The 17,615-nt window shown below is 63.6% G+C and carries 18 protein-coding genes; 6 read left to right on the forward strand and 12 right to left on the reverse strand.

Annotated features, from left to right (window positions below; translation table 11 throughout):
• Positions 1-50: 50 nt before the first annotated feature.
• The 4 genes from HK436_RS14355 to HK436_RS14370 form a co-directional block, all read right to left on the reverse strand.
• On the reverse strand, positions 51-1,307 hold the full coding sequence (locus HK436_RS14355; protein ID WP_173190806.1) for an O-antigen ligase family protein: 1,257 nt from the start codon (positions 1,305-1,307) through the stop codon (positions 51-53).
• Positions 1,304-2,839 (reverse strand): undecaprenyl-phosphate glucose phosphotransferase, encoded by a 1,536-nt coding sequence (locus HK436_RS14360; protein ID WP_173190815.1) that lies wholly within the window; start codon positions 2,837-2,839, stop codon positions 1,304-1,306. Before HK436_RS14360 ends, HK436_RS14355 begins: the two co-directional genes overlap by 4 nt.
• Before the next feature lie 86 nt (positions 2,840-2,925).
• A complete protein-coding gene (locus tag HK436_RS14365) occupies positions 2,926-4,053 on the reverse strand; it encodes a glycosyltransferase family 4 protein (RefSeq protein WP_173190817.1) in 1,128 nt (375 codons plus the stop codon).
• A 17-nt stretch (positions 4,054-4,070) separates the two neighbouring features.
• Positions 4,071-4,625: a polysaccharide biosynthesis/export family protein gene (locus HK436_RS14370; protein WP_173193475.1), complete on the reverse strand. Its 555-nt coding sequence runs from the start codon at positions 4,623-4,625 to the stop codon at positions 4,071-4,073.
• Between the two features lie 233 nt (positions 4,626-4,858).
• Here HK436_RS14370 and HK436_RS14375 point away from each other — a divergent pair, with 233 nt between their 5' ends.
• Positions 4,859-6,997 (forward strand): GumC family protein, encoded by a 2,139-nt coding sequence (locus HK436_RS14375; protein WP_173190819.1) that lies wholly within the window; start codon positions 4,859-4,861, stop codon positions 6,995-6,997.
• Between the two features lie 2 nt (positions 6,998-6,999).
• On the opposite strand, the gene HK436_RS14380 is transcribed toward HK436_RS14375, so the two are convergent.
• The gene (locus HK436_RS14380) at positions 7,000-8,217 is read right to left on the reverse strand and encodes a GNAT family N-acetyltransferase (RefSeq protein ID WP_173190821.1); all 1,218 of its coding nucleotides are present in this window, start codon (positions 8,215-8,217) and stop codon (positions 7,000-7,002) included.
• Positions 8,218-8,312: 95 nt separating this feature from the next.
• Between HK436_RS14380 and HK436_RS14385 the strand changes: the two genes are divergently transcribed.
• On the forward strand, positions 8,313-9,356 hold the full coding sequence (locus HK436_RS14385; protein ID WP_173190823.1) for a polysaccharide deacetylase family protein: 1,044 nt from the start codon (positions 8,313-8,315) through the stop codon (positions 9,354-9,356).
• Position 9,357: 1 nt separating this feature from the next.
• Here HK436_RS14385 and HK436_RS14390 read toward each other — a convergent pair whose 3' ends face one another.
• Positions 9,358-9,585, reverse strand: a complete 228-nt coding sequence (locus HK436_RS14390; protein WP_173190825.1) for a DUF2842 domain-containing protein — start codon at positions 9,583-9,585, stop codon at positions 9,358-9,360.
• Positions 9,586-9,749: 164 nt separating this feature from the next.
• Between HK436_RS14390 and HK436_RS14395 the strand changes: the two genes are divergently transcribed.
• Entirely contained in the window at positions 9,750-10,847 is a 1,098-nt protein-coding gene (locus HK436_RS14395) for a COX15/CtaA family protein (RefSeq protein ID WP_173190827.1), read from the forward strand.
• Here HK436_RS14395 and HK436_RS14400 read toward each other — a convergent pair.
• From HK436_RS14400 to HK436_RS14425, 6 genes are all read right to left on the reverse strand, one after another.
• Positions 10,837-11,673: an aminoglycoside phosphotransferase family protein gene (locus HK436_RS14400; RefSeq protein ID WP_173190829.1), complete on the reverse strand. Its 837-nt coding sequence runs from the start codon at positions 11,671-11,673 to the stop codon at positions 10,837-10,839. The two genes, HK436_RS14395 and HK436_RS14400, sit on opposite strands and share 11 nt — an antisense overlap.
• The gene (gene argC, locus HK436_RS14405; RefSeq protein ID WP_173190831.1) at positions 11,674-12,612 is read right to left on the reverse strand and encodes an N-acetyl-gamma-glutamyl-phosphate reductase; all 939 of its coding nucleotides are present in this window, start codon (positions 12,610-12,612) and stop codon (positions 11,674-11,676) included. It abuts the gene before it with no gap.
• 82 nt (positions 12,613-12,694) lie between these two features.
• Positions 12,695-13,645 (reverse strand): agmatinase, encoded by a 951-nt coding sequence (speB, locus tag HK436_RS14410; RefSeq protein WP_173190832.1) that lies wholly within the window; start codon positions 13,643-13,645, stop codon positions 12,695-12,697.
• A 111-nt stretch (positions 13,646-13,756) separates the two neighbouring features.
• Positions 13,757-14,239 (reverse strand): 30S ribosomal protein S9, encoded by a 483-nt coding sequence (gene rpsI / locus HK436_RS14415; RefSeq protein WP_173190834.1) that lies wholly within the window; start codon positions 14,237-14,239, stop codon positions 13,757-13,759.
• Positions 14,239-14,703, reverse strand: a complete 465-nt coding sequence (gene rplM / locus HK436_RS14420; protein ID WP_173190836.1) for a 50S ribosomal protein L13 — start codon at positions 14,701-14,703, stop codon at positions 14,239-14,241. Before rplM ends, rpsI begins: the two co-directional genes overlap by 1 nt.
• A gap of 261 nt (positions 14,704-14,964) precedes the next feature.
• The gene (locus HK436_RS14425) at positions 14,965-15,402 is read right to left on the reverse strand and encodes a PaaI family thioesterase (RefSeq protein ID WP_039710419.1); all 438 of its coding nucleotides are present in this window, start codon (positions 15,400-15,402) and stop codon (positions 14,965-14,967) included.
• A 142-nt stretch (positions 15,403-15,544) separates the two neighbouring features.
• Here HK436_RS14425 and HK436_RS14430 point away from each other — a divergent pair, with 142 nt between their 5' ends.
• From HK436_RS14430 to HK436_RS14440, 3 genes are all read left to right on the forward strand, one after another.
• The gene (locus HK436_RS14430; RefSeq protein ID WP_173190838.1) at positions 15,545-16,369 is read left to right on the forward strand and encodes an enoyl-CoA hydratase; all 825 of its coding nucleotides are present in this window, start codon (positions 15,545-15,547) and stop codon (positions 16,367-16,369) included.
• Between the two features lie 237 nt (positions 16,370-16,606).
• Positions 16,607-17,086 carry a VOC family protein gene (locus HK436_RS14435; RefSeq protein ID WP_173193479.1) on the forward strand — a complete coding sequence of 160 codons (480 nt, stop codon included), beginning with the start codon at positions 16,607-16,609 and terminating at the stop codon, positions 17,084-17,086.
• The gene (locus tag HK436_RS14440) at positions 17,083-17,604 is read left to right on the forward strand and encodes a CoA-binding protein (protein WP_173190839.1); all 522 of its coding nucleotides are present in this window, start codon (positions 17,083-17,085) and stop codon (positions 17,602-17,604) included. Before HK436_RS14435 ends, HK436_RS14440 begins: the two co-directional genes overlap by 4 nt.
• The last annotated feature ends 11 nt before the right edge of the window (positions 17,605-17,615 follow it).

Raw genomic sequence — 17,615 nt, forward strand, 5'->3', positions numbered from 1 at the left:
CAACCGGATTCAAGCGCGCAGGCCTGTGGACAGGCCACATGCGGACCATGTCAGGCGCTTGGGAAGGGCTGCTCTCCGGCCTGCAAGGCTCGCTGATAGCGGGTTTCGAGTGCCATCGCGCCCCATATCAGTCCGATAAGCAGGTAAAAGTGCCGCCAGTGGTCCATGTCGATCACCGTCCCGAGCGCGATGTGACCGAGAAACGTCACATAGGCGCATAGCAGATAGGGTTGCCATGGCCTGTCGCGGAAGAGAATGCGGAAGCCGCCTGCCACGGTCGCCAGAACCAATGTGAAGAAGGAGGCAAACCCCAGCCAGCCATAGTTCATCAGTGAGGACAGCCACACATTGTGCGTGTCTTCTCCAAGGGTGCGGCCGAAGTTCAGCGGGCCGATGCCAAGCGGGTTCTCCGTCGCCATGCCGAACCCGATGGGGAAACGCGCGAAGCGGCCGAGCTGGCCGCCATCGTAGTCCTGCACCAGCTTGGCTCTTGTGGAAAAAAGATCCGACACGCCGGGCAACTGCATGGCGACGAGGATGGCGCCTGCGAGAATGATGACGGCAAGCCCCGCCATCAGCGCCACACGCAGCCTGAACAGGCCACTGTTGCTTTGCAGGAAGAGTGCGGCCGTCAGCATCATCGATGCGGCAGCAAACAGGCCCCACGCGCCGCGCGAGAACGACAGGAAAATCGCGGTCACGATGACGACGAAGCTGATGGCATAAAGCGGCAGCCGCAATGGGTTACCGGTCAGCAGCCGGTAAAGCACGTAGACGCCGGGCAGAACCAGGAAGGGACCGAAGACGTTGGGATCCTGGAATGCTCCGGTCGCGCGGTTGAACTTCGTGAAGACCTCCGCTCCGGGAAACAAGCCGAAATAGCCCGCGATGCCGAGCATTCCGGTTGCCAGCGCCGCGGCGACCCAAGCGATGAAGATCAGCTTGTAGCGCCGGTGGTCCGCTTCAAGAATCGCCGTGAAGAATACAGCCGTGAAGGCGAGAAAAAGCGAAACGGCCAGAAAGAGGGGCGTCGTGTAGAGATCGCCCATGGTCGTCATCGACAGAAGGCCGCCGATGTTGAAAGCGGCTAGCAGTCCAAGCAACGCGACCGCATGGCGGGACAGCCGCAGTCCGAACAGGAACCACACGCCGATGAGGCCCGCCATGAAGAGCTCGTAGGGTGCGGGCTCGCGGATGACGAAGCCGAGCAGGAAAACCGCAAGCGCGACCGCCGACGATGCGACAAGCGAGAGCGCCTTGGCATGAACGAGCGTGCGCGGCAGGCCGTTGGCGGTGACCGTGCTCAATAGGCGTTCTCGGTGTTAAGCAGGCGAATCGGGGTCAACAGCAGTATCTTGAGGTCGAACCAGAGAGACCAGTTCTCGATGTAGTAGAGATCGTACTCGGTACGCATCTTGATCTTGTCGTCGTGATCGATCTCGCCGCGCCAGCCGTTGATCTGCGCCCATCCTGTGACGCCGGGCTTGACCCGATGGCGCGCGAAATAGCCATCGACCACCTCATGATAGAGGCGATTGTGCGACTGGGCGGAGACGGCGTGCGGGCGTGGGCCGACCAGCGACAGGTTGCCGATCAGCGAATTGAAGAACTGAGGCAGTTCGTCGATGGAGGTCTTGCGGATGATGCGGCCGACGCGGGTCACGCGCGGATCGTTCTTGGTAACGGCGTTGCGCGCTGTAGGGTCGCATTGATCGACATACATCGAGCGGAACTTGTAGACGTCGATGACCTCGTTGTTGAAGCCGTGCCGCTTCTGCTTGAAGAACACCGGCCCCTTGCTCTCCAGCTTGATGGCGATGGCCGTCGCGATCATGATCGGCGAAAAGACGACGATGCCGAACAGGCTGAAGACGATGTCGAAGGCCCGCTTGGCAACGGAATCCCAGTCGTTGATCGGCCTGTCGAGCACATCGAGCATCGGCAGGGAGCCGATGAACGAATAGGAGCGCGGCCGGAAGCGAAGCTGGTTGGAATGCGCAGACAGGCGAATGTCGACCGGCAGCACCCACAGCTTCTTGAGCAGCGAAAGCACGCGCGCCTCGGCGGTGAGCGGCAGCGCGACGATCAGCATGTCGATCCGGGCGATGCGCGCGAATTCTATCAGCGCGCCGATATTGCCGAGCTTGGGGTAGCCGGCCACGATCGGCGGCGATCGGCGGTCGTCGCGGTCGTCGAAAATGCCGCAGATACGGATGTCGTTGTGAGGTTGCTGTTCGATAGAGCGGATAAGGGTCTCGGCGGTCTGACCGCCGCCCACGATGACGGCGCGGCGCTCCATCGCCCCGTTTCTCGCCCAGCGGCGGACCATCCGCGCCATGACGAACCGCAGGATAAGCAAGAGCCCGAGCCCCGTGAAGAACCAGGACGCGAGCCAGAAGCGCGAGAAATCGGCCGAAACCTTGAGGAAGAAGCCGACCACGGTGGTCAATGCCAGCGTGCCGCCCCACACGAGGATGATGGTGCCGAGATTGTTCATCGGCTGGCGTAGGCGCGCGATCTGGTAGTTGTCGGTGATCTCGAGCAGGATCACGGCGACAGCCGATGTGCCCAGGATCAGCAGCGGATATTGCCACAGGAACGCATGGTGGACGTCGACATAGACCGCGTAGATCGCAAGCCCCGAAAGGGCGAGCAGGATAAACTCGACGAAGCGCAGCACACCGCTGACCATCACCGGCGACATGCTGTCTCGTCGATACTGGGTCGCGATCTGGCGCGCCGTCGGGTTCAGTTCGGCTGCGGCCGTGGGCGCTTCGCCCTCCTTGAAGGTGCGTATCGCCTGGCTGCTAAAGCGCATGGCGGGATCGTTCTCGGCCATCTTGTCTGCTCCCGGATCGCCGTTTCCCTATCAGAAAGCCGCTAAGGAAACATTGACGCGGGAGAGCGAGCCGCCGCGGACAGTTTTTAGGAGAGGCTGGCGCGATAGGCGTCTTCGACCTGTTGCGCCATCACGGCGGCCCCGAAGCGCGACCTCAGTTCCGTCTGGCTGGGCATTGCCGCAGCGAAGCAATGCTCGTCGCCGATTGCGCCGGCCATGCCCGCCGTCACACCCTCGACCGTGGGTGAAACCAGGGCGGGGGAGGCGGGATCGAAGATTTCCGGAATGCCGCCTACGGTCGTGGCGATCATCGTCTTGCCGGCCGCCAGCGCTTCCAGCACGATATAGGGCATGGCTTCGGCGCGGGACGGGACCACGATGATCCGCCCGAGCGCAAACGCCTTGCGCGCCGGCATTGGCGGCAGAAACTGGACATGCTCTGCAAGACCGCGCTCGACCACCTGTGTCTTGTAGGATGGGAGGTCTGCACCGTCGCCGACCATGACCGCCGAAAGCGGGCGGCCGACCTTGCCGGAAGCCGCGGCAAGCGCATCGATGAATATGTCGGGGCCCTTCAGGTCGCGCATCATGCCGATGTAGAGGAAATCGGCGGCGTCCGGATTGGCGGGTACCGGCTCGAATTCTTTGTCGTTGAGACCGTTGTAGACCAGGCTGGCCGCGGACTTCGGTTCGCCGATCTTTTCGACAAAGGTGCGCCGCTCATAATCCGATACGAACAGCACATGGTCCGTGAAGCGGCCCAGCAGCCGCTCGATCGCAAACAGTATGCGCCCCTTCGGCGTTCCCGCGTCGTAATGGAGAACGCCGCCATGCGGAGAATAGAGGCGGGCTACGCGAAACCTGGAAACCCGCAGAAGTGAGCCGAAAACCCGCGCGAGCGCGCCGCCCTTGGCGCCATGCCCGTGCAGCACGTCCGGCCGCAATTCCTTGATAAGCTTGTAGGTGCGCCAACCGGCGGCGATGTCGCCCGGTCCGATATGGCGGTGAATGGTGATGCGCGAGACGCCAAGCGCCAGCATTCCGCGAATCTCGTCGAAATAGTGCTCTTCCAGTTCCCCGCCGGTGGAGGAATCGCAGATGATGCCGACCTGATGCCCCGCCGCCGCCTGGGCCGCGACCAGATCGCGCACATGGCGGAATATGCCGCCGACTGGCGAGCGAAAGCAGTGAATGATGCGCAGGCCGTTGGCCACGTTCTGGTCTTCCCGGCCTAGAAGAAGCGTTCGCGTACGTAGATCGTGTCACCCGGCATCAGCGGGTCGGAGGTCGTAACGCGTCCTGTCATGACCTTGCCGTTGATGTCGCGGGTTATGTCGACATTGTTCTGGTTGGCGCGCGGCGTGTAGCCGCCGGCAGCCGCCACCGCCTTGTGCACTGTCATACCGGGCACGTAGGAATACTGGCCGGCCGCACCCACTTCACCCATCACGAAGACAGGGTAGCGATCGACTTCGACGGACACGTCGGGATCGCGCAGATATCCGTTGCGTAGCTTCTGCGCGATCTGGCCCTCGATCTGCTGGACGGTGTAGCCGCGGGCAGCGATCGCGCCGACAAGCGGAAAGGCGATATAGCCCGACTGGTCGACGGCATAGGTGTTGGTCAGCGTTTCCTGCTCGAAGACCGTCACGCGGATCCGGTCGCCCGCATCGACGATATAGGGCTCGTTGATCGCTTCGTGAAACGCTGCGGGGGCAGGGCGGTAGCCGGAACATCCCGCTAGAAATATCGAAATGGCTATCGCGGCTGCGAGATGACTTTTCATGACCTGCTGACGACCTTCCTGATGCCGCGATGAGCCGCGGCCGTGGATCGAACGAGGCATTTATCGTCTCGTTAAGGTTAATGGCCGGTAAAGCGGATGAGCTTTTCGGTGAATGTGGGGGGATGAATTAACGGTCCATTAGCAAAGAAGAATGGACCGTTACCGCACGCTTAACTCGCCGGTTACCATGCGTCTTTACCATGCTGCCAAACGCGTAACCGGGGTTGATGTAAATGTCTGAAGTACGACCGGCCGTCAGCGACGTCGATGTGGATCTGGCCCAGCTGTTCGGCAGCCTGCTGCGCAACTGGTTGCGCATTCTCGTGGTCGCCGTTGTGGTCGCGGCCGGCGCTTTCCTGCTGATGTCCATGGCAACCCCGCTTTACCGCGCCGAGACGCGAATACTCATCGAGAGCAGGGAATCCGTTTACACGCGACCCAGCACCGGCAATGCCGACGCTGACCGTCCGCTTCTCGACGAGGAGGGGATTGCCAGCCAGGTCGAGGTGATTTCGTCCGCGGACATCCTGCGCGACGTGGCGCGCAAGCTCGACCTTGCAAGTCTCGAAGAATTCGGCGGCACGGGGCAACGTTCGACGCTCGGCAATCTTCTGGTGCTTGTTGGTCTGCGCAGCGACGCTTCGCAGGCGCCGACCGAGGAGCGCGTGCTGCAGGCCATGAACGAGAAGCTCGTCGTCTATCGCGTCGAGCGGTCGCGCGTCATCGTCGTTCAGTTCTCCTCGGAAGACCCCAAGCTGGCCGCGGCCGTCCCCAATGCGATCGCCGACGCCTATATCGCGGTCCAGGAGGCTGCCAAGCGGGCATCCAATTCGGAAGCGACCGACTGGCTGGAGCCGGAGATTGCCGATCTGCGGCAGCGCGTGAGAGAAGCTGAAGCGCGCGTGGCCGATTATCGTGCGACGGCCGATCTGATGGTCGTGGGTCAGGGCAATTCGCTGCTCGCCACGCAGCAGCTTTCGGAGCTGTCGACGGAACTGAGCCGCGTTCGTGCGAACCGGTCTGCCGCCGAGGGCCGCGCCAGCGCCATTCGCGCCGCGCTCGATTCCGGGGAACGTGTCGATACCGTTGCCGACGTGCTCAACGCTCCGCTGGTGCAGCGCCTTCGCGAGCGCCAGGTGCAGATCGAGGCGGACCTTGCCAACCTTTCCGCCTCCCTGCTGAACAATCATCCGCGTATCCGCGCGCTCAACGCGCAGCTTGCCGAGACCGACCAGCAGCTTCGCCAGGAAGTGCAGAAGGTTCTGGCAAGTCTCGAAACGGAGGTTTCGACCGCGCAGGCGCGCGAGCAGCAGCTCATTGCGGATCTGAACACGCTGAAGGCGGAGTCGGCCCGAGCTGGCGAGGACGAAGTGGAACTGCGCGCGCTGGAGCGCGAGGCTACGGCGCAGCGGGCCCTGCTCGAATCGTACCTGACCCGGTACCGGGAAGCGGCTTCGCGCGCCGACCGCAACTATTTGCCGGCAGATGCGCGTATTTTCTCGCGCGCCACGCCGCCCTTCAAGGCCTACTTCCCGAAGCCGCTGCCGATCATGATCGCGGCATTCGTGGCGACTATCCTCGTCGTGGCGGTGGTGCTGATGCTGCGTGAGCTGTTCAGCGGCCGTGCGATGCGTCCGGCGACGGGTTCGTTCGAGCCCGTCGAGCAGGTGGTCATGCCGGTTGTAGAACCGGAACTTTCGGACGAGGCGGAAGCCGAAACGGCCGAGGAAGTGATGGACGAAGACGCGCCCGAGGAAGTGAGGGCCGAGCGCCCGGCCGACGAGCTTTCGATCGATGCGGCCGCGGACCGCCTCGTTGCCAGCGGCGCCGTGCGCGCGATCTTCGTCTCGCCCGAGGGGGACGAGGCGGCGGCGACGTCGGTGATGGTCGCGCGCGCGGTCTGTGATGCGGGTTTGCGGGTGCTGTTCCTAGATCTGACCGCTTCGGGCGCGCCATCGTCGTCGATGCTCGAAAGCAGCCGTTATCCGGGTATCACCAATCTGCTGGCTTCGGAGGCACAGTTCGCCGACGTCATCCGCGGCGATCTCTATTCGGATTGCCATGTCATTCCAGTCGGCACCGCCGATGCGGAAAAGGCGATGCGCGCCGCCGACCGGCTGCCGATCATCATGGCCTCGCTGACGACGGCCTATGACATGGTCGTGGTCGAATGCGGCCCTACCAACGCGCACGGCATCAGCCGCGTGGTGGACGACGGTGCCGAGGTGCTGGTCAGCGTCATAGAGCCCGAGGATGAGGCAGTAGCCGACATTGCGGCCGACCTTGCCGCCAATGGCTACGAGCATGTCCACATGGTGACGCCGGTCGGGCATATCCTGCCGCCGGCGCCGGAAGGCCGGTCGGCAGCGTAAGGTCAGTCGTCGGACGCGGCCGGCTTCGCGCCGCCCGCGACGCCGGCGCGCAGACGCTTCGTTAGCGCCCAGAGGGTCGCATTGGACTTGACCGCGCGCACTACCCGGCTGCGCGCCATCTTCCAGCCGCGCAGCATTCGCCCCTTCGCGGTCAGAGGCATCAGGGTGTCGAACTGGCGGGTTTCGAGATCGCACCAGCTTCTTTTGTAATCCTCGTCGCCGACGCTGAAATCGAAGAACGTCATGCCCTTGGCGCAGGCTTCTTCCATCGCGGCGTAGTCGAGGAAGAAGCCGGGGCTGATCTGCAGTTCGTCTTCCAGCATGGCGCTGAACTCGCAAACGACACCGTCGTCGACCACGCTCATGCCGTGAATGCCGCGGAGCACGCCGGCCACTTCGATACCCGTCAGTACAAAGGGCGGTGACGGCTGGCGAACCGCCTCGGTGAACAGCTTACGGAAGAACGCCTGCACGTCGGCGGGCTCGAAGACATTGGTTATGCCCTGCTTGCCGAAGCGCGCGGCCTTCAGTTCGAAAAATGCGGTCATCAGGCGATCGACGTCCTCGACGGTGCGCGCCTCGATAAGCCGATGGCCGCCCGCTTCTTCGAAGCGTCGGAGCTGAAGCCGGAACTTCTTGCGCTTGCGCTTGCCGTTGTGACGGGAAAGCATTTCGTCGAAGCCGCCCGATAGATCGACGGCCAGCGAGACGTTGGGGCTTTCCATGGTGGCAAGGCTCTGCAGCGGGTTTTCATGCCCTGCCCATCGCGGGTTCTGCCGTTCGAGTAGCACGAGGTCGATGTCCGACCGGGCCGCGTGCAGGGCGTCCGACAGCGCCTTCGCTTCCGATGCCGTGAGTAGTTGAGTGGTTGTAGCCGCCACTGCGGCGAAATTGCCGTTGGCATGACTGCCGCCGATGAAGCGCGCGATGCCGAAGCCGCCGGCGCGGACAACCTCCAGCGCCAGCGAAATCGCAGGCCTGCCGTCGCGGCTCACCGTTGCAATCAGAGCATCGGCGCCTGTGGCATCGATCCAGGATTGCACCCAGAGCGGATGCTGGGCCTGTGCGTGAACAGCGCTCGCGCAGAAGGCGTCGTAGTCCGAAAGTGCTGCTTCGTTTGCCGAGCGCACGTCGACGCTGAAACCAGCGCGCGTTGGCGCGGCCTTCCCGTCGCTTCTGGATGTTTCCGCTGCTCTTGTCGTCGCGCCGATGTCAACCATACCGCAATCCTTCGGCCCTAGAGTGGCCTCAACATCGAATGTCGCTGCCGAAATGTGCCATGCGGGCGGGAAGACTAGGCTGAAAAGGTGAATCAATGATCGACGCGCGCGAGAAAGCCCGAAAGCTGGTGCTCGGCGCGGGCTGGTGGTCGGGCCTCGCGGCGCTTTCGACGCCGTTGCTGGCTGGTGCCGGCGCGATACTGATGCTTCATCGGGTCCATAGGCATGCAACCTCGCCACTGGGGCTCAACAGCCATCTGTCGATCGAACCCGACTTTCTGGACCGTTTGCTCGCCGATCTGAAACGGCGCGGGCTGGCGCTGGTGTCTCTCGACGAGTTGCTCGAGCGGCTGCCGGCGGGTGGCCGGCGAGCCGTCGCGATCACGCTGGACGACGGCTGGCTCGACAATCTGACCGATGCGCTGCCCGTCTTCGAAACGCACGATGCGCCGTTCACCGTTTACGTGGCCCCCGGGCTTACCAGCGGCGCGGTGGCGCCATGGTGGGAGGTCGTGGAGGAGAAGGTGGCCCGCTCCGACGCGATCTATCTGCCTGAGGGCGAGGGTGGGGCAGCGCTCGCTTGCGCGGACCCCTCAGACAAACTTTCCGTTGCCCGCTCGTTGATGGAGCGGCTGACCAACGATGTGCCGGAGGCGGGACAGCAGGACTTTCTCCGGCAGATCGGCGCGCTGCCGGAAAGCACCGCGGATGGCCGGCGTTTTATGGATTGGGATGAAATCCGGGGACTTTCGGCGCATCCGCTTGCAACGATCGGTGCGCACACGATGCACCACTACAATCTGCGGCGGCTCGAGGAGCAGGTGGCGCTATGGGAAATGTCCGCCTCGGCCGCCGGCATAGAGGCCGAGACCGGCATGCGGCCTTCGCATTTCGCCTATCCCTACGGCTACGAACGAGCCGTGGGGGCACGTGAGGTGGCGCTTGCGCGGGAAGCAGGCTTTGCCTCGGCGGTGACGACGCGGCACGGCGTTTTGCATAAGGAACACGCGCATCACCTGCACGCGCTGCCGCGCATCTCGATCAATGGCAATTTCCAGCGTCTGAGCTATGTGCGTACGCTGCTGTCCGGTCTGACCACCCCGCTCAGCAACCGTGGGCGCCGGGTGGTAACGGTCTAGGTTAAAGCTGCGGGCCGGCTTTTGCGCGCGGCGGCTTCACCATCCACTTGATGATGAGCATGGCGGGCAACACCCACAAAAGCCCGGTGAAGAAGAAATAGGCGAGGTGGACCAGCGGGCCGGATTCGGCAAGCTGCGCCACTGCGAAGATCGTGGCGACGATCGCATAGACGGCGACCAGCAGCACCAGCAGCACGGTTCCGATCAGTTTCTTCAGGCGCACGGGCATTGGCATTTCCTTTGCGCGATCACATAGTCCGATCGGCCGGGCGGCGCAAATGCTTTGGTCGCGTGGGCTTTGCAGGCGCGACTGCGTGTCGCGTACGCCTTCCTTGCCTTGCAGACGGCGATGAGCCACGACACAACCGCCAAATTCCCTTGAGGACCAGCCGTATGGCCGACCACGCGCTTTCCGCAGACGAACCGCTCCGGACGAAAGACCGCGAGCAGCGCAACCGCCTCTATGTGCGCGTCTGGCTCTACGTCGTGCTGGTCGTGCTGCTGGCGCTGTTCCTCGTCGGCGGAGCGACGCGGCTCACGGGTTCGGGCCTCTCGATCACCGAGTGGAAGCCGATCCACGGCGTCATCCCGCCGCTCAACGAAGCCGAATGGCAGGAAGAGTTCGAGAAGTACCGGCAGATCCCGCAATACGAGCAGATCAACAAGGGCATGAGCCTTGGCGAATTCCAGACCATCTTCTGGTGGGAATGGGCACACAGGCTGCTTGCGCGGGGTGTCGGCTTCCTGGTCGCGATCCCGCTCGCCTTCTTCTGGTTGACCGGGCGACTCGAGAGCCGTCTGAAGCCCAGGCTGCTCGGGCTGCTGGCGCTCGGCGGCCTGCAAGGCTTCATCGGCTGGTGGATGGTGGCCTCGGGCCTTTCGGAGCGCGTCTCCGTCAGCCAGTACCGGCTGGCCACGCACCTGATGCTGGCCTGTCTGATCTTTGCCGCGACGATGCTGATCGCGCGCGGGCTCGCGCCGCATTCGGCAGGGCCGGCGCGCCGGGAAACGCAGCGCTTCGCCGGCTGGATGCTGGTGCTGGTGTTCCTGCAGATCTATCTCGGAGCGCTGGTCGCCGGGCTCCATGCCGGGATGACTTTCAATACCTGGCCGCTAATGGACGGCAGGCTGTGGCCGGACCAGCTTGTGACGATGCAGCCGCTCTGGGCGAATTTCTTCGAGAACCCGAAGACGGTGCAGTTCATGCATCGGCTGGGCGCCTATATCGTCTTTGCGGCTGCTGCCTGGCACGCGGTCGCCACATGGCGGGCCGAGCCCGGCTCGACGCATGCGCGGCGCGCCATCGTGCTTTTCCTGCTCGTGTCGTTGCAGGCGGTCATCGGCATCGTCACGCTGCTCTCGGTCGTGAACCTCCACGCCGCGCTGACGCATCATGGTCTTGCGATCGTCGTGCTGGGTTTCGCAGCCGCGCATTGGCGAGGGACGAGGGGCGCGTATCCTCCCCAGACGGAGATTGCCGTCAGGACCTGACCTGCCGTCGTGCGGCCCCGACAGCGCGACCAACGGCGAGGCTGCGACTGGCCTCCTCGTTATTCCCGTCTTCCAGATGCCACGAGGCGGAAAGGGCCGGGAACGCGAAGGCGTAGTCGAGCACCTTGCCGATGTCGCAGCGCAATCTTTCGGCAAGGATCGTCGCCATCGACACGGCCCGCGCTTCGCTCGTTCGGAACTCCGATTCGACGGGGTTGTAGAACAGGTTAGCGATGTCGAAGGCCGGATCGCCGAGCACGCCTTTCGGATCGATGGCGAGCCAGCCGCGCGCGCCGTAAAGAATGTTCTCGTGATGAATGTCGCCATGAAGCGGGCGTACGTCACGCTGGTTGGCCAGCAGCTGGGCGGCCACGTCCGCCGCCTCGACGAACTGGCTGCGCCGGCCTTCGCGGCGGTCTTCCTCGGCCTTCGCGAACAGGCTGGCGAAGTTGTCGGTCAGCGTCGTCAGCGAGGGCGGGGCAGGCAAGTCTCGCGTCGCATGAAGCCGCGCGACCACATCGGCCGCGATTGCCGTGGCCGCGTCGTCGCCATGGTCTTCAAGATGCGCGAGCAGTGTCCGCTCGCCGGCCCATTCCATTAGCGACAGGTCGCCATGCTCATTAAGGAGGCGCACCGCCCCGTCGCCGTCGAGCCAGCGCAGGTAGTCGTTGCCGCCGGGCACTTCCTTCTGCGCGAGCAGGCTCGCCTGCTTCAGCGCAGCCGGCTGTCCATCGGTCAGCGTGACACGCCAGACGCGGCCACCGATCCCGTCGGAGAGGAGTGTGGGGCTATCGATCTCCCATCCGGTGGGCAGGGCAGGCAGCACTCAGGCCGCCTTGCCGAGCATCAGATCCATGTTCTGGACGGCAGCGCCCGACGCGCCCTTGCCGAGATTGTCGAGCACGGCGACGAGATTGGCCTGTCCACCGCCTTCCGTGCCGAAGACAAAGAGCTTCATGCGATCCGTATCGTTGAGCTCGGTCGGGTCGATGCGCGCCAGCTTGGCGCTCGTTTCGAGCGGCACGACCTCTATGATGTCCTGCCCGGCATAGTGCGCCGCAAGCGCCGCATGCAGGTCGGCAAGCGTGGGCTGGCCGGCCATGTCCGCAAGGTGCAGCGGCACCTGGACGATCATGCCCTGCGCGAAGCGGCCGACGCTCGGCGAAAACAGCGGCCGGCGATCGAGCAGGCCGTGCATCTGCAGTTCGGGCACGTGCTTGTGGCCGAGCGTGAGCCCGTACAGGAAGTGCGGCGCGGCGATGTGGTCGGCCGCCTCCTCGTTCTCCATCTGCGCGATCATCTGCTTGCCGCCGCCCGTGTAGCCCGAGACGGCGTTGACGGTGACGGGATAGTCGGCCGGCAGCAGTCCCGCCTGCCGCAGCGGCCGGATCAGCCCGATCGCACCGGTCGGATAGCACCCCGGATTGGCGACGAAGCGTGCTTCGGCGATCTTCGTCTTCTGCCCGGCATCCATCTCGGCAAAACCGTAGGCCCAGTCGGGATTGACGCGGTTGGCGGTGGAGGTGTCGATGACGCGGGTGGAATTGTTGCCGTCGAGCATCGAGACGGATTCGCGCGCCGCATCGTCCGGCAGGCACAGGATCGCGATGTCCGCCGTCTGCAGCATTTCCTGCCGCAGAGCCGGATTGCGCCGCTCGGCTTCGGGGATCGAAAGCATGTCGAGGTCGCCGCGGTCGGCGAGCCGCTGCCGGATCTGCAGGCCGGTGGTGCCGTGTTCGCCGTCGATGAAGATTTTGGGTTTCATGGCTCGGTGTTCCAAAGTTCAGGAAAAACAGATGGTTGTGTTGGCGTCCGGAATCAATCCGGCAAGCGCTTGAATCGGTTTGTCATCGTCGCGCGTGTCGCTCTGCCAGAAGACCGAGATAGTGCATGGCCACTGTCGCACCGGCAATCGCCGTTACATCCGCATGGTCATAGGCAGGCGCGACCTCGACGATGTCGGCACCGACGATGTCGATGCCGCCCATCTGGCGCAGGATGGAAAGCGCCTTGGCGGTGGACGGGCCGCCGGCGACCGGCGTTCCGGTACCCGGCGCGTAGGCGGGGTCGAGACAGTCGATGTCGAAGGTGACGTAGGATTTCTTGCCGCCCGTGCGCTCGTGAATCGCATATGCGACGTCGGCCGCTTTCATGTCCTCCAACTCGTAGCCGTGGATGATCTTGATGCCGCAATCCTCCGGTGCGTGGGTGCGGATGCCGATCTGGATCGACCGCGCAGGGTCGATGATGCCCGCCCGTACGGCGCGCGCGACGAAGGAGCCGTGGTCGATGCGCTTGTCGTCGTCGAACCATGTGTCCTGATGCGCGTCGAACTGCACCAGCGCCAGCGGCCCGTGCTTGGCGGCATGCGCCTTGAGGAGCGGCCATGTCACGAAATGGTCGCCGCCCAGCGACAGCAGGAAATCCGCGTGCTTGAGGATCTTCGCCGCCTCGCGCTCGATTGTCGCCGGCGTCTTCTGGTGATTGCCGTAGTCGAGCAGGCAGTCGCCATAGTCGACCACCGCCATCGCCTCGAACAGGTCGATGCCGAACGGATATTGCGGGTCGACGTCGAAGATCGCCGATGCGCGCCGGATCGCCTGCGGGCCGAAGCGCGCGCCCGGCCGATTGGAGACCGCTGCGTCGAAGGGGATGCCCCACACCACGGCGTCGGCACCCTTCACATCCTTGGTGAAGCGGCGGCGCATGAACGACAGTGCGCCGGCATAGGTCGGCTCGGGCTCGCTCCCCACGGATTTGCGTGCGGTAAAGGCGCGGTCGATGGCATTCGAGGGCATTGATGCGTCTCCAGTCTCTCCGGCGCGGCAAGGTATTGGCCGAATGCGACGTTCTGGCAACAAAAAGCGGGCCCGAAGGCCCGCTTTCCGTCTGTCCGATAATCGAGCGGCTTAGCGCTTCGAGAACTGGAACGAGCGGCGGGCCTTCGCCTTGCCGTACTTCTTTCGCTCGACCGTGCGGCTGTCGCGGGTCAGGAAGCCGCCCTTCTTGAGCACGCCGCCGCGCAGCGTCGGCTCGTAGTAGGTGAGCGCCTTGGAGATGCCGTGACGCACCGCACCGGCCTGGCCGGACAGCCCGCCGCCGACAACGGTGGCGATGACGTCGTACTGGCCATTGCGGTTGGTCGCGACGATCGGCTGCTGCAGGATCATCTGCAGGACCGGACGGGCGAAGTACTTGTCGTACTCCTTGTCGTTGACGACGATCTTGCCGGTGCCCGGCTTCACCCAGACGCGCGCGATGGCGTCCTTGCGCTTGCCGGTCGCATAGGCGCGGCCGTGGGCGTCGAGCTTCTGGACGTGTACGGGCGCTGCCGTCTCGGCCGTCTCGGTCGCCTGGCCGAGCTGCTCGGCGAGAGTGGAAAGGTCAGCCATTATGCGGCCCTCTTGTTCTTGGGATTGAGCGCTGCGACGTCGAGCGTCTCGGGCTGCTGGGCCTCGTGCGGATGCTCGGCGCCGGCATAGACGCGCAGGTTCTTCATCTGGCGACGGCCGAGCGGGCCACGCGGGATCATGCGTTCAATGGCCTTCTCGACCACGCGCTCGGGGAAGCGGCCTTCGAGCAGGTCGCGCGCGGTGCGCTCCTTGATGCCGCCCGGATGGCCGGTGTGCCAGTAATACATCTTGTCGGTGTACTTCTTGCCGGTCAGCACCACCTTGTCGGCATTGATGATGATGACGTTGTCGCCATCGTCGACGTGAGGAGTGAAGGTCGGCTTGTGCTTGCCGCGGAGACGGTTGGCGACGATGGAGGCGAGACGGCCGACGACGAGACCCTCGGCGTCAATCAGCACCCACTTCTTCACCACGTCCGCAGGCTTCTGCGAAAAGGTTGTCATGGTCTTTGCTTTCGGTTCAGACCTTCCGTCCGGGGACGGAAAGGCGTTTCTTGTTGCTTGTGTTGGGTCGGACAAAGGCGTCCAGCCAACATGAAAGAAGCGGCCCGTGGACGGACCGCGACCTTCGCGGTGGCTTATAGGCGCAGCCGAAAGACCCGTCAAGCGCATGTTTTTGTAGGCGGGGTCAGAAAATAAAACAAAAACAAAAGGTTATAAATAAGGTATTATAATACCGTATCCAAAATCGTACAGTTCATGGCGTCAGCGCTTCGGCGGGATCGAATAGGTGCCCGTAGCATGGGCGACGACCAGCTTTTCCGGCCCCGTCGTCATGGCGATGTCGAAGACCATCAGGCTGCGGCCGAGCTTGAGAATGCGGCAGTGCCCGTCGATTGGTCCGGCTTCCGCCTTGCGCATGAAATTGATGTTGAGGTTGGTCGTGACCGACAGCGCATCCGGGCCTGCATGGGAGAGCACGCAGACATAGCCCCCGATGTCGGCCAGCGTGAAGAGGGAAGGGCCCGAAACCGTGTTGCCGGGGCGCAGGTGGCGTTCCCCGGCATTGAGCCGCACCGTGCAGCCGCCAGGAAAGACGTCGGTTGCGAGATAATCGGAAAAGTCGTCGTTGAGCTGCGGGTAGACCTGTTTGAGGAAGGTGTTGACCTCATCCGCCGTCATCACCGGGTTCATGGCGTTCATCGTCGGGCTCCTCCCCGTGGCTTCCGTTTGCGTAAACGTCAAACCGGACTTTCCTCATTTCTCCGCTTTCCTTCAACCCGCCCCGTGCTAGTTTCCCGAGCAAAGTGCGGGCTCGGCCCCGCGACCGATGATGGAGGATGAAATGGCGGAAGTCGTTGCGATGCGCAGGGACGAGCAGCAGGACGGGCCGGTACGGGCGGCATTCGCCGACGGCATCCTGAGGCTGACGCTCTCCAACCCTCCGGCGAACGCCCTTTCGCTGGCGACGATCGCCGCAATGCGCAGCGAACTTGACGCCGCCCGCGAGGACAAGGCGGTGCGCGTGGTCATCATCGCCGCCGCCGGCAAGGTGTTCTGCGCCGGGCACGACTTGAAGGAACTGACCGCGCATCGCGCCGACGCCGACAGGGGACGCGAGTTCTACCAGCGCACGATGGAGGATTGTGCCCAGCTCATGCAGGCGATCGTGCGGCTGCCCAAGCCGGTGATCGCCGAGGTGGACGGCACGGCCACGGCCGCCGGCTGCCAGCTCGTCGCGAGCTGCGACCTCGCGATCGCGTCCGACCACGCGACCTTCGCCACGCCAGGTGTCAATATCGGCCTTTTCTGCTCGACGCCGATGGTGGCTCTGTCGCGCAATGTCTCGCGCAAGCATGCGATGGAGATGCTGCTGACGGGCGAGACGATCGACGCCTCGTCGGCCCGCGAATTCGGGCTTATCAACCGCGTGGTTCCGCGCGAGTACCTGAATCAGGTTGTGACGAAATACGCTCAAACCATTGCTTCCAAATCGCCTTTGACACTGAAGATCGGCAAGGAAGCGTTCTACGAACAGGCCGAGATGGGCCTCGCCGACGCCTATGACTACGCCGCCAAGGTGATGGTCGAGAACATGCTCGCCCGTGACGCCGAAGAAGGCATCGGCGCCTTCGTGGAGAAGCGCAAGCCGCAGTGGACCGGCGAATAGGATGGCAAGGATCAGTCGTTTCGAAGAAGCCGACCGAGAGAGGATGGCGCTTCATGATCCTGTTGAGGCCACACTATATAGGTACGAATTGGATGGGCGTCGATTAATCCAGATCGATACGTTTGGGCGTAGGGAGCGGGAACTGCCTGGAAAGTTAAGCCAGTCAATTCAGCTTGACGAAGATTCCGCGCGTCAACTGTTCGAGATATTGAAGGACCATTTCGCTTTCCGATGAAGATGGAGCCGCGCATATCGATCGTGACGCTCGGCGTCACCGATCTCGACCGTGCCGTCGCCTTTTACGAGGCGATGGGGCTGGAGCGGCACGAGAAATTCACCGAAGGGGTGGCCTTCTTCCAGATGGGCGGCGTTATCCTGGCGCTGTGGCCGCGCGAGGAACTGGCGCGGGATGCCGGTGTGCCGTACCGGAGCGCGCCGGGTGTCGCTGTTCAGGAAGGAAAAGCAGCGCCGTTCGAACCTCCGGAGCAGATATTCTCGGGCGTTGCCCTGGCCTACAACACCCGCAGGCCCGAAGAGGTGCTGGAAGTGCTGGCACGGGCCGAGAAGGCCGGTGGCCGCGTTCTCAAGCAGGCAGGGCGCGCTTTCTGGGGCGGTGTGCAGGGCTATTTTGAGGATACCGAAGGCAATCTCTGGGAGGTCGCCTTCAATCCGGATTTTTCCATTGACGAGGAAGGGCGAATTTCGCTGCCTGCATGAACCACGATTCCTACGACAACGCTTACATCGCCGAAATCCTCAACACAGTAAAGACGATCGCCGTGGTGGGCGCCTCGGCCAATGACGTGCGGCCGTCCTTCTTCGTCACCAAGTACCTGATCGACAAGGGCTACACGGTCTTCCCGATCAATCCCGGCCATGCCGGCAAGGAAATCCTCGGTCGGATGACCTATGCGCGTCTCGCCGACGTGCCGGAGCCGATCGACATGGTCGACATCTTCCGCGCCTCCGCGGCGGTGCCGGCGATCGTCGACGAGGTGCTGGCGCTCGATCCGTTGCCCAAGGTCATCTGGATGCAGCTCACCGTGCGCCATGACGAGGCAGCGGCCCGCGCCGAAGCGGCCGGCATCAAGGTGGTGATGAACCGCTGCCCCAAGATCGAATATGGCCGGCTTTCGGGCGAAATCGGCTGGAACGGCGTCAACAGCCGCGTCATCTCGTCGAAGAAGCCCGTCATGCGGCAGGGCTTCCAGAGCTTCGGCATTCGCCAGCGGTAAGCGGAAAGGAA

It is taken from the genome of Neoaquamicrobium sediminum (genome assembly GCF_013240295.1).
Taxonomy (GTDB): domain Bacteria; phylum Pseudomonadota; class Alphaproteobacteria; order Rhizobiales; family Rhizobiaceae; genus Aerobium; species Aerobium sediminum.

What these genes read in the sequence shown, in the direction of transcription:
- HK436_RS14360 (WP_173190815.1), bottom strand. Translation starts at nt 2,839, where the DNA reads ATGGCCGAGAACGATCCCGCCATGCGCTTTAGCAGCCAGGCGATACGC.
- HK436_RS14370 (WP_173193475.1), bottom strand. Translation starts at nt 4,625, where the DNA reads ATGAAAAGTCATCTCGCAGCCGCGATAGCCATTTCGATATTTCTAGCG.
- HK436_RS14375 (WP_173190819.1), top strand. Translation starts at nt 4,859, where the DNA reads ATGTCTGAAGTACGACCGGCCGTCAGCGACGTCGATGTGGATCTGGCC.
- HK436_RS14380 (WP_173190821.1), bottom strand. Translation starts at nt 8,217, where the DNA reads ATGGTTGACATCGGCGCGACGACAAGAGCAGCGGAAACATCCAGAAGC.
- HK436_RS14385 (WP_173190823.1), top strand. Translation starts at nt 8,313, where the DNA reads ATGATCGACGCGCGCGAGAAAGCCCGAAAGCTGGTGCTCGGCGCGGGC.
- HK436_RS14390 (WP_173190825.1), bottom strand. Translation starts at nt 9,585, where the DNA reads ATGCCCGTGCGCCTGAAGAAACTGATCGGAACCGTGCTGCTGGTGCTG.
- HK436_RS14395 (WP_173190827.1), top strand. Translation starts at nt 9,750, where the DNA reads ATGGCCGACCACGCGCTTTCCGCAGACGAACCGCTCCGGACGAAAGAC.
- argC (WP_173190831.1), bottom strand. Translation starts at nt 12,612, where the DNA reads ATGAAACCCAAAATCTTCATCGACGGCGAACACGGCACCACCGGCCTG.
- speB (WP_173190832.1), bottom strand. Translation starts at nt 13,645, where the DNA reads ATGCCCTCGAATGCCATCGACCGCGCCTTTACCGCACGCAAATCCGTG.
- rpsI (WP_173190834.1), bottom strand. Translation starts at nt 14,239, where the DNA reads ATGGCTGACCTTTCCACTCTCGCCGAGCAGCTCGGCCAGGCGACCGAG.
- rplM (WP_173190836.1), bottom strand. Translation starts at nt 14,703, where the DNA reads ATGACAACCTTTTCGCAGAAGCCTGCGGACGTGGTGAAGAAGTGGGTG.
- HK436_RS14425 (WP_039710419.1), bottom strand. Translation starts at nt 15,402, where the DNA reads ATGAACGCCATGAACCCGGTGATGACGGCGGATGAGGTCAACACCTTC.
- HK436_RS14430 (WP_173190838.1), top strand. Translation starts at nt 15,545, where the DNA reads ATGGCGGAAGTCGTTGCGATGCGCAGGGACGAGCAGCAGGACGGGCCG.
- HK436_RS14435 (WP_173193479.1), top strand. Translation starts at nt 16,607, where the DNA reads ATGGAGCCGCGCATATCGATCGTGACGCTCGGCGTCACCGATCTCGAC.
- HK436_RS14440 (WP_173190839.1), top strand. Translation starts at nt 17,083, where the DNA reads ATGAACCACGATTCCTACGACAACGCTTACATCGCCGAAATCCTCAAC.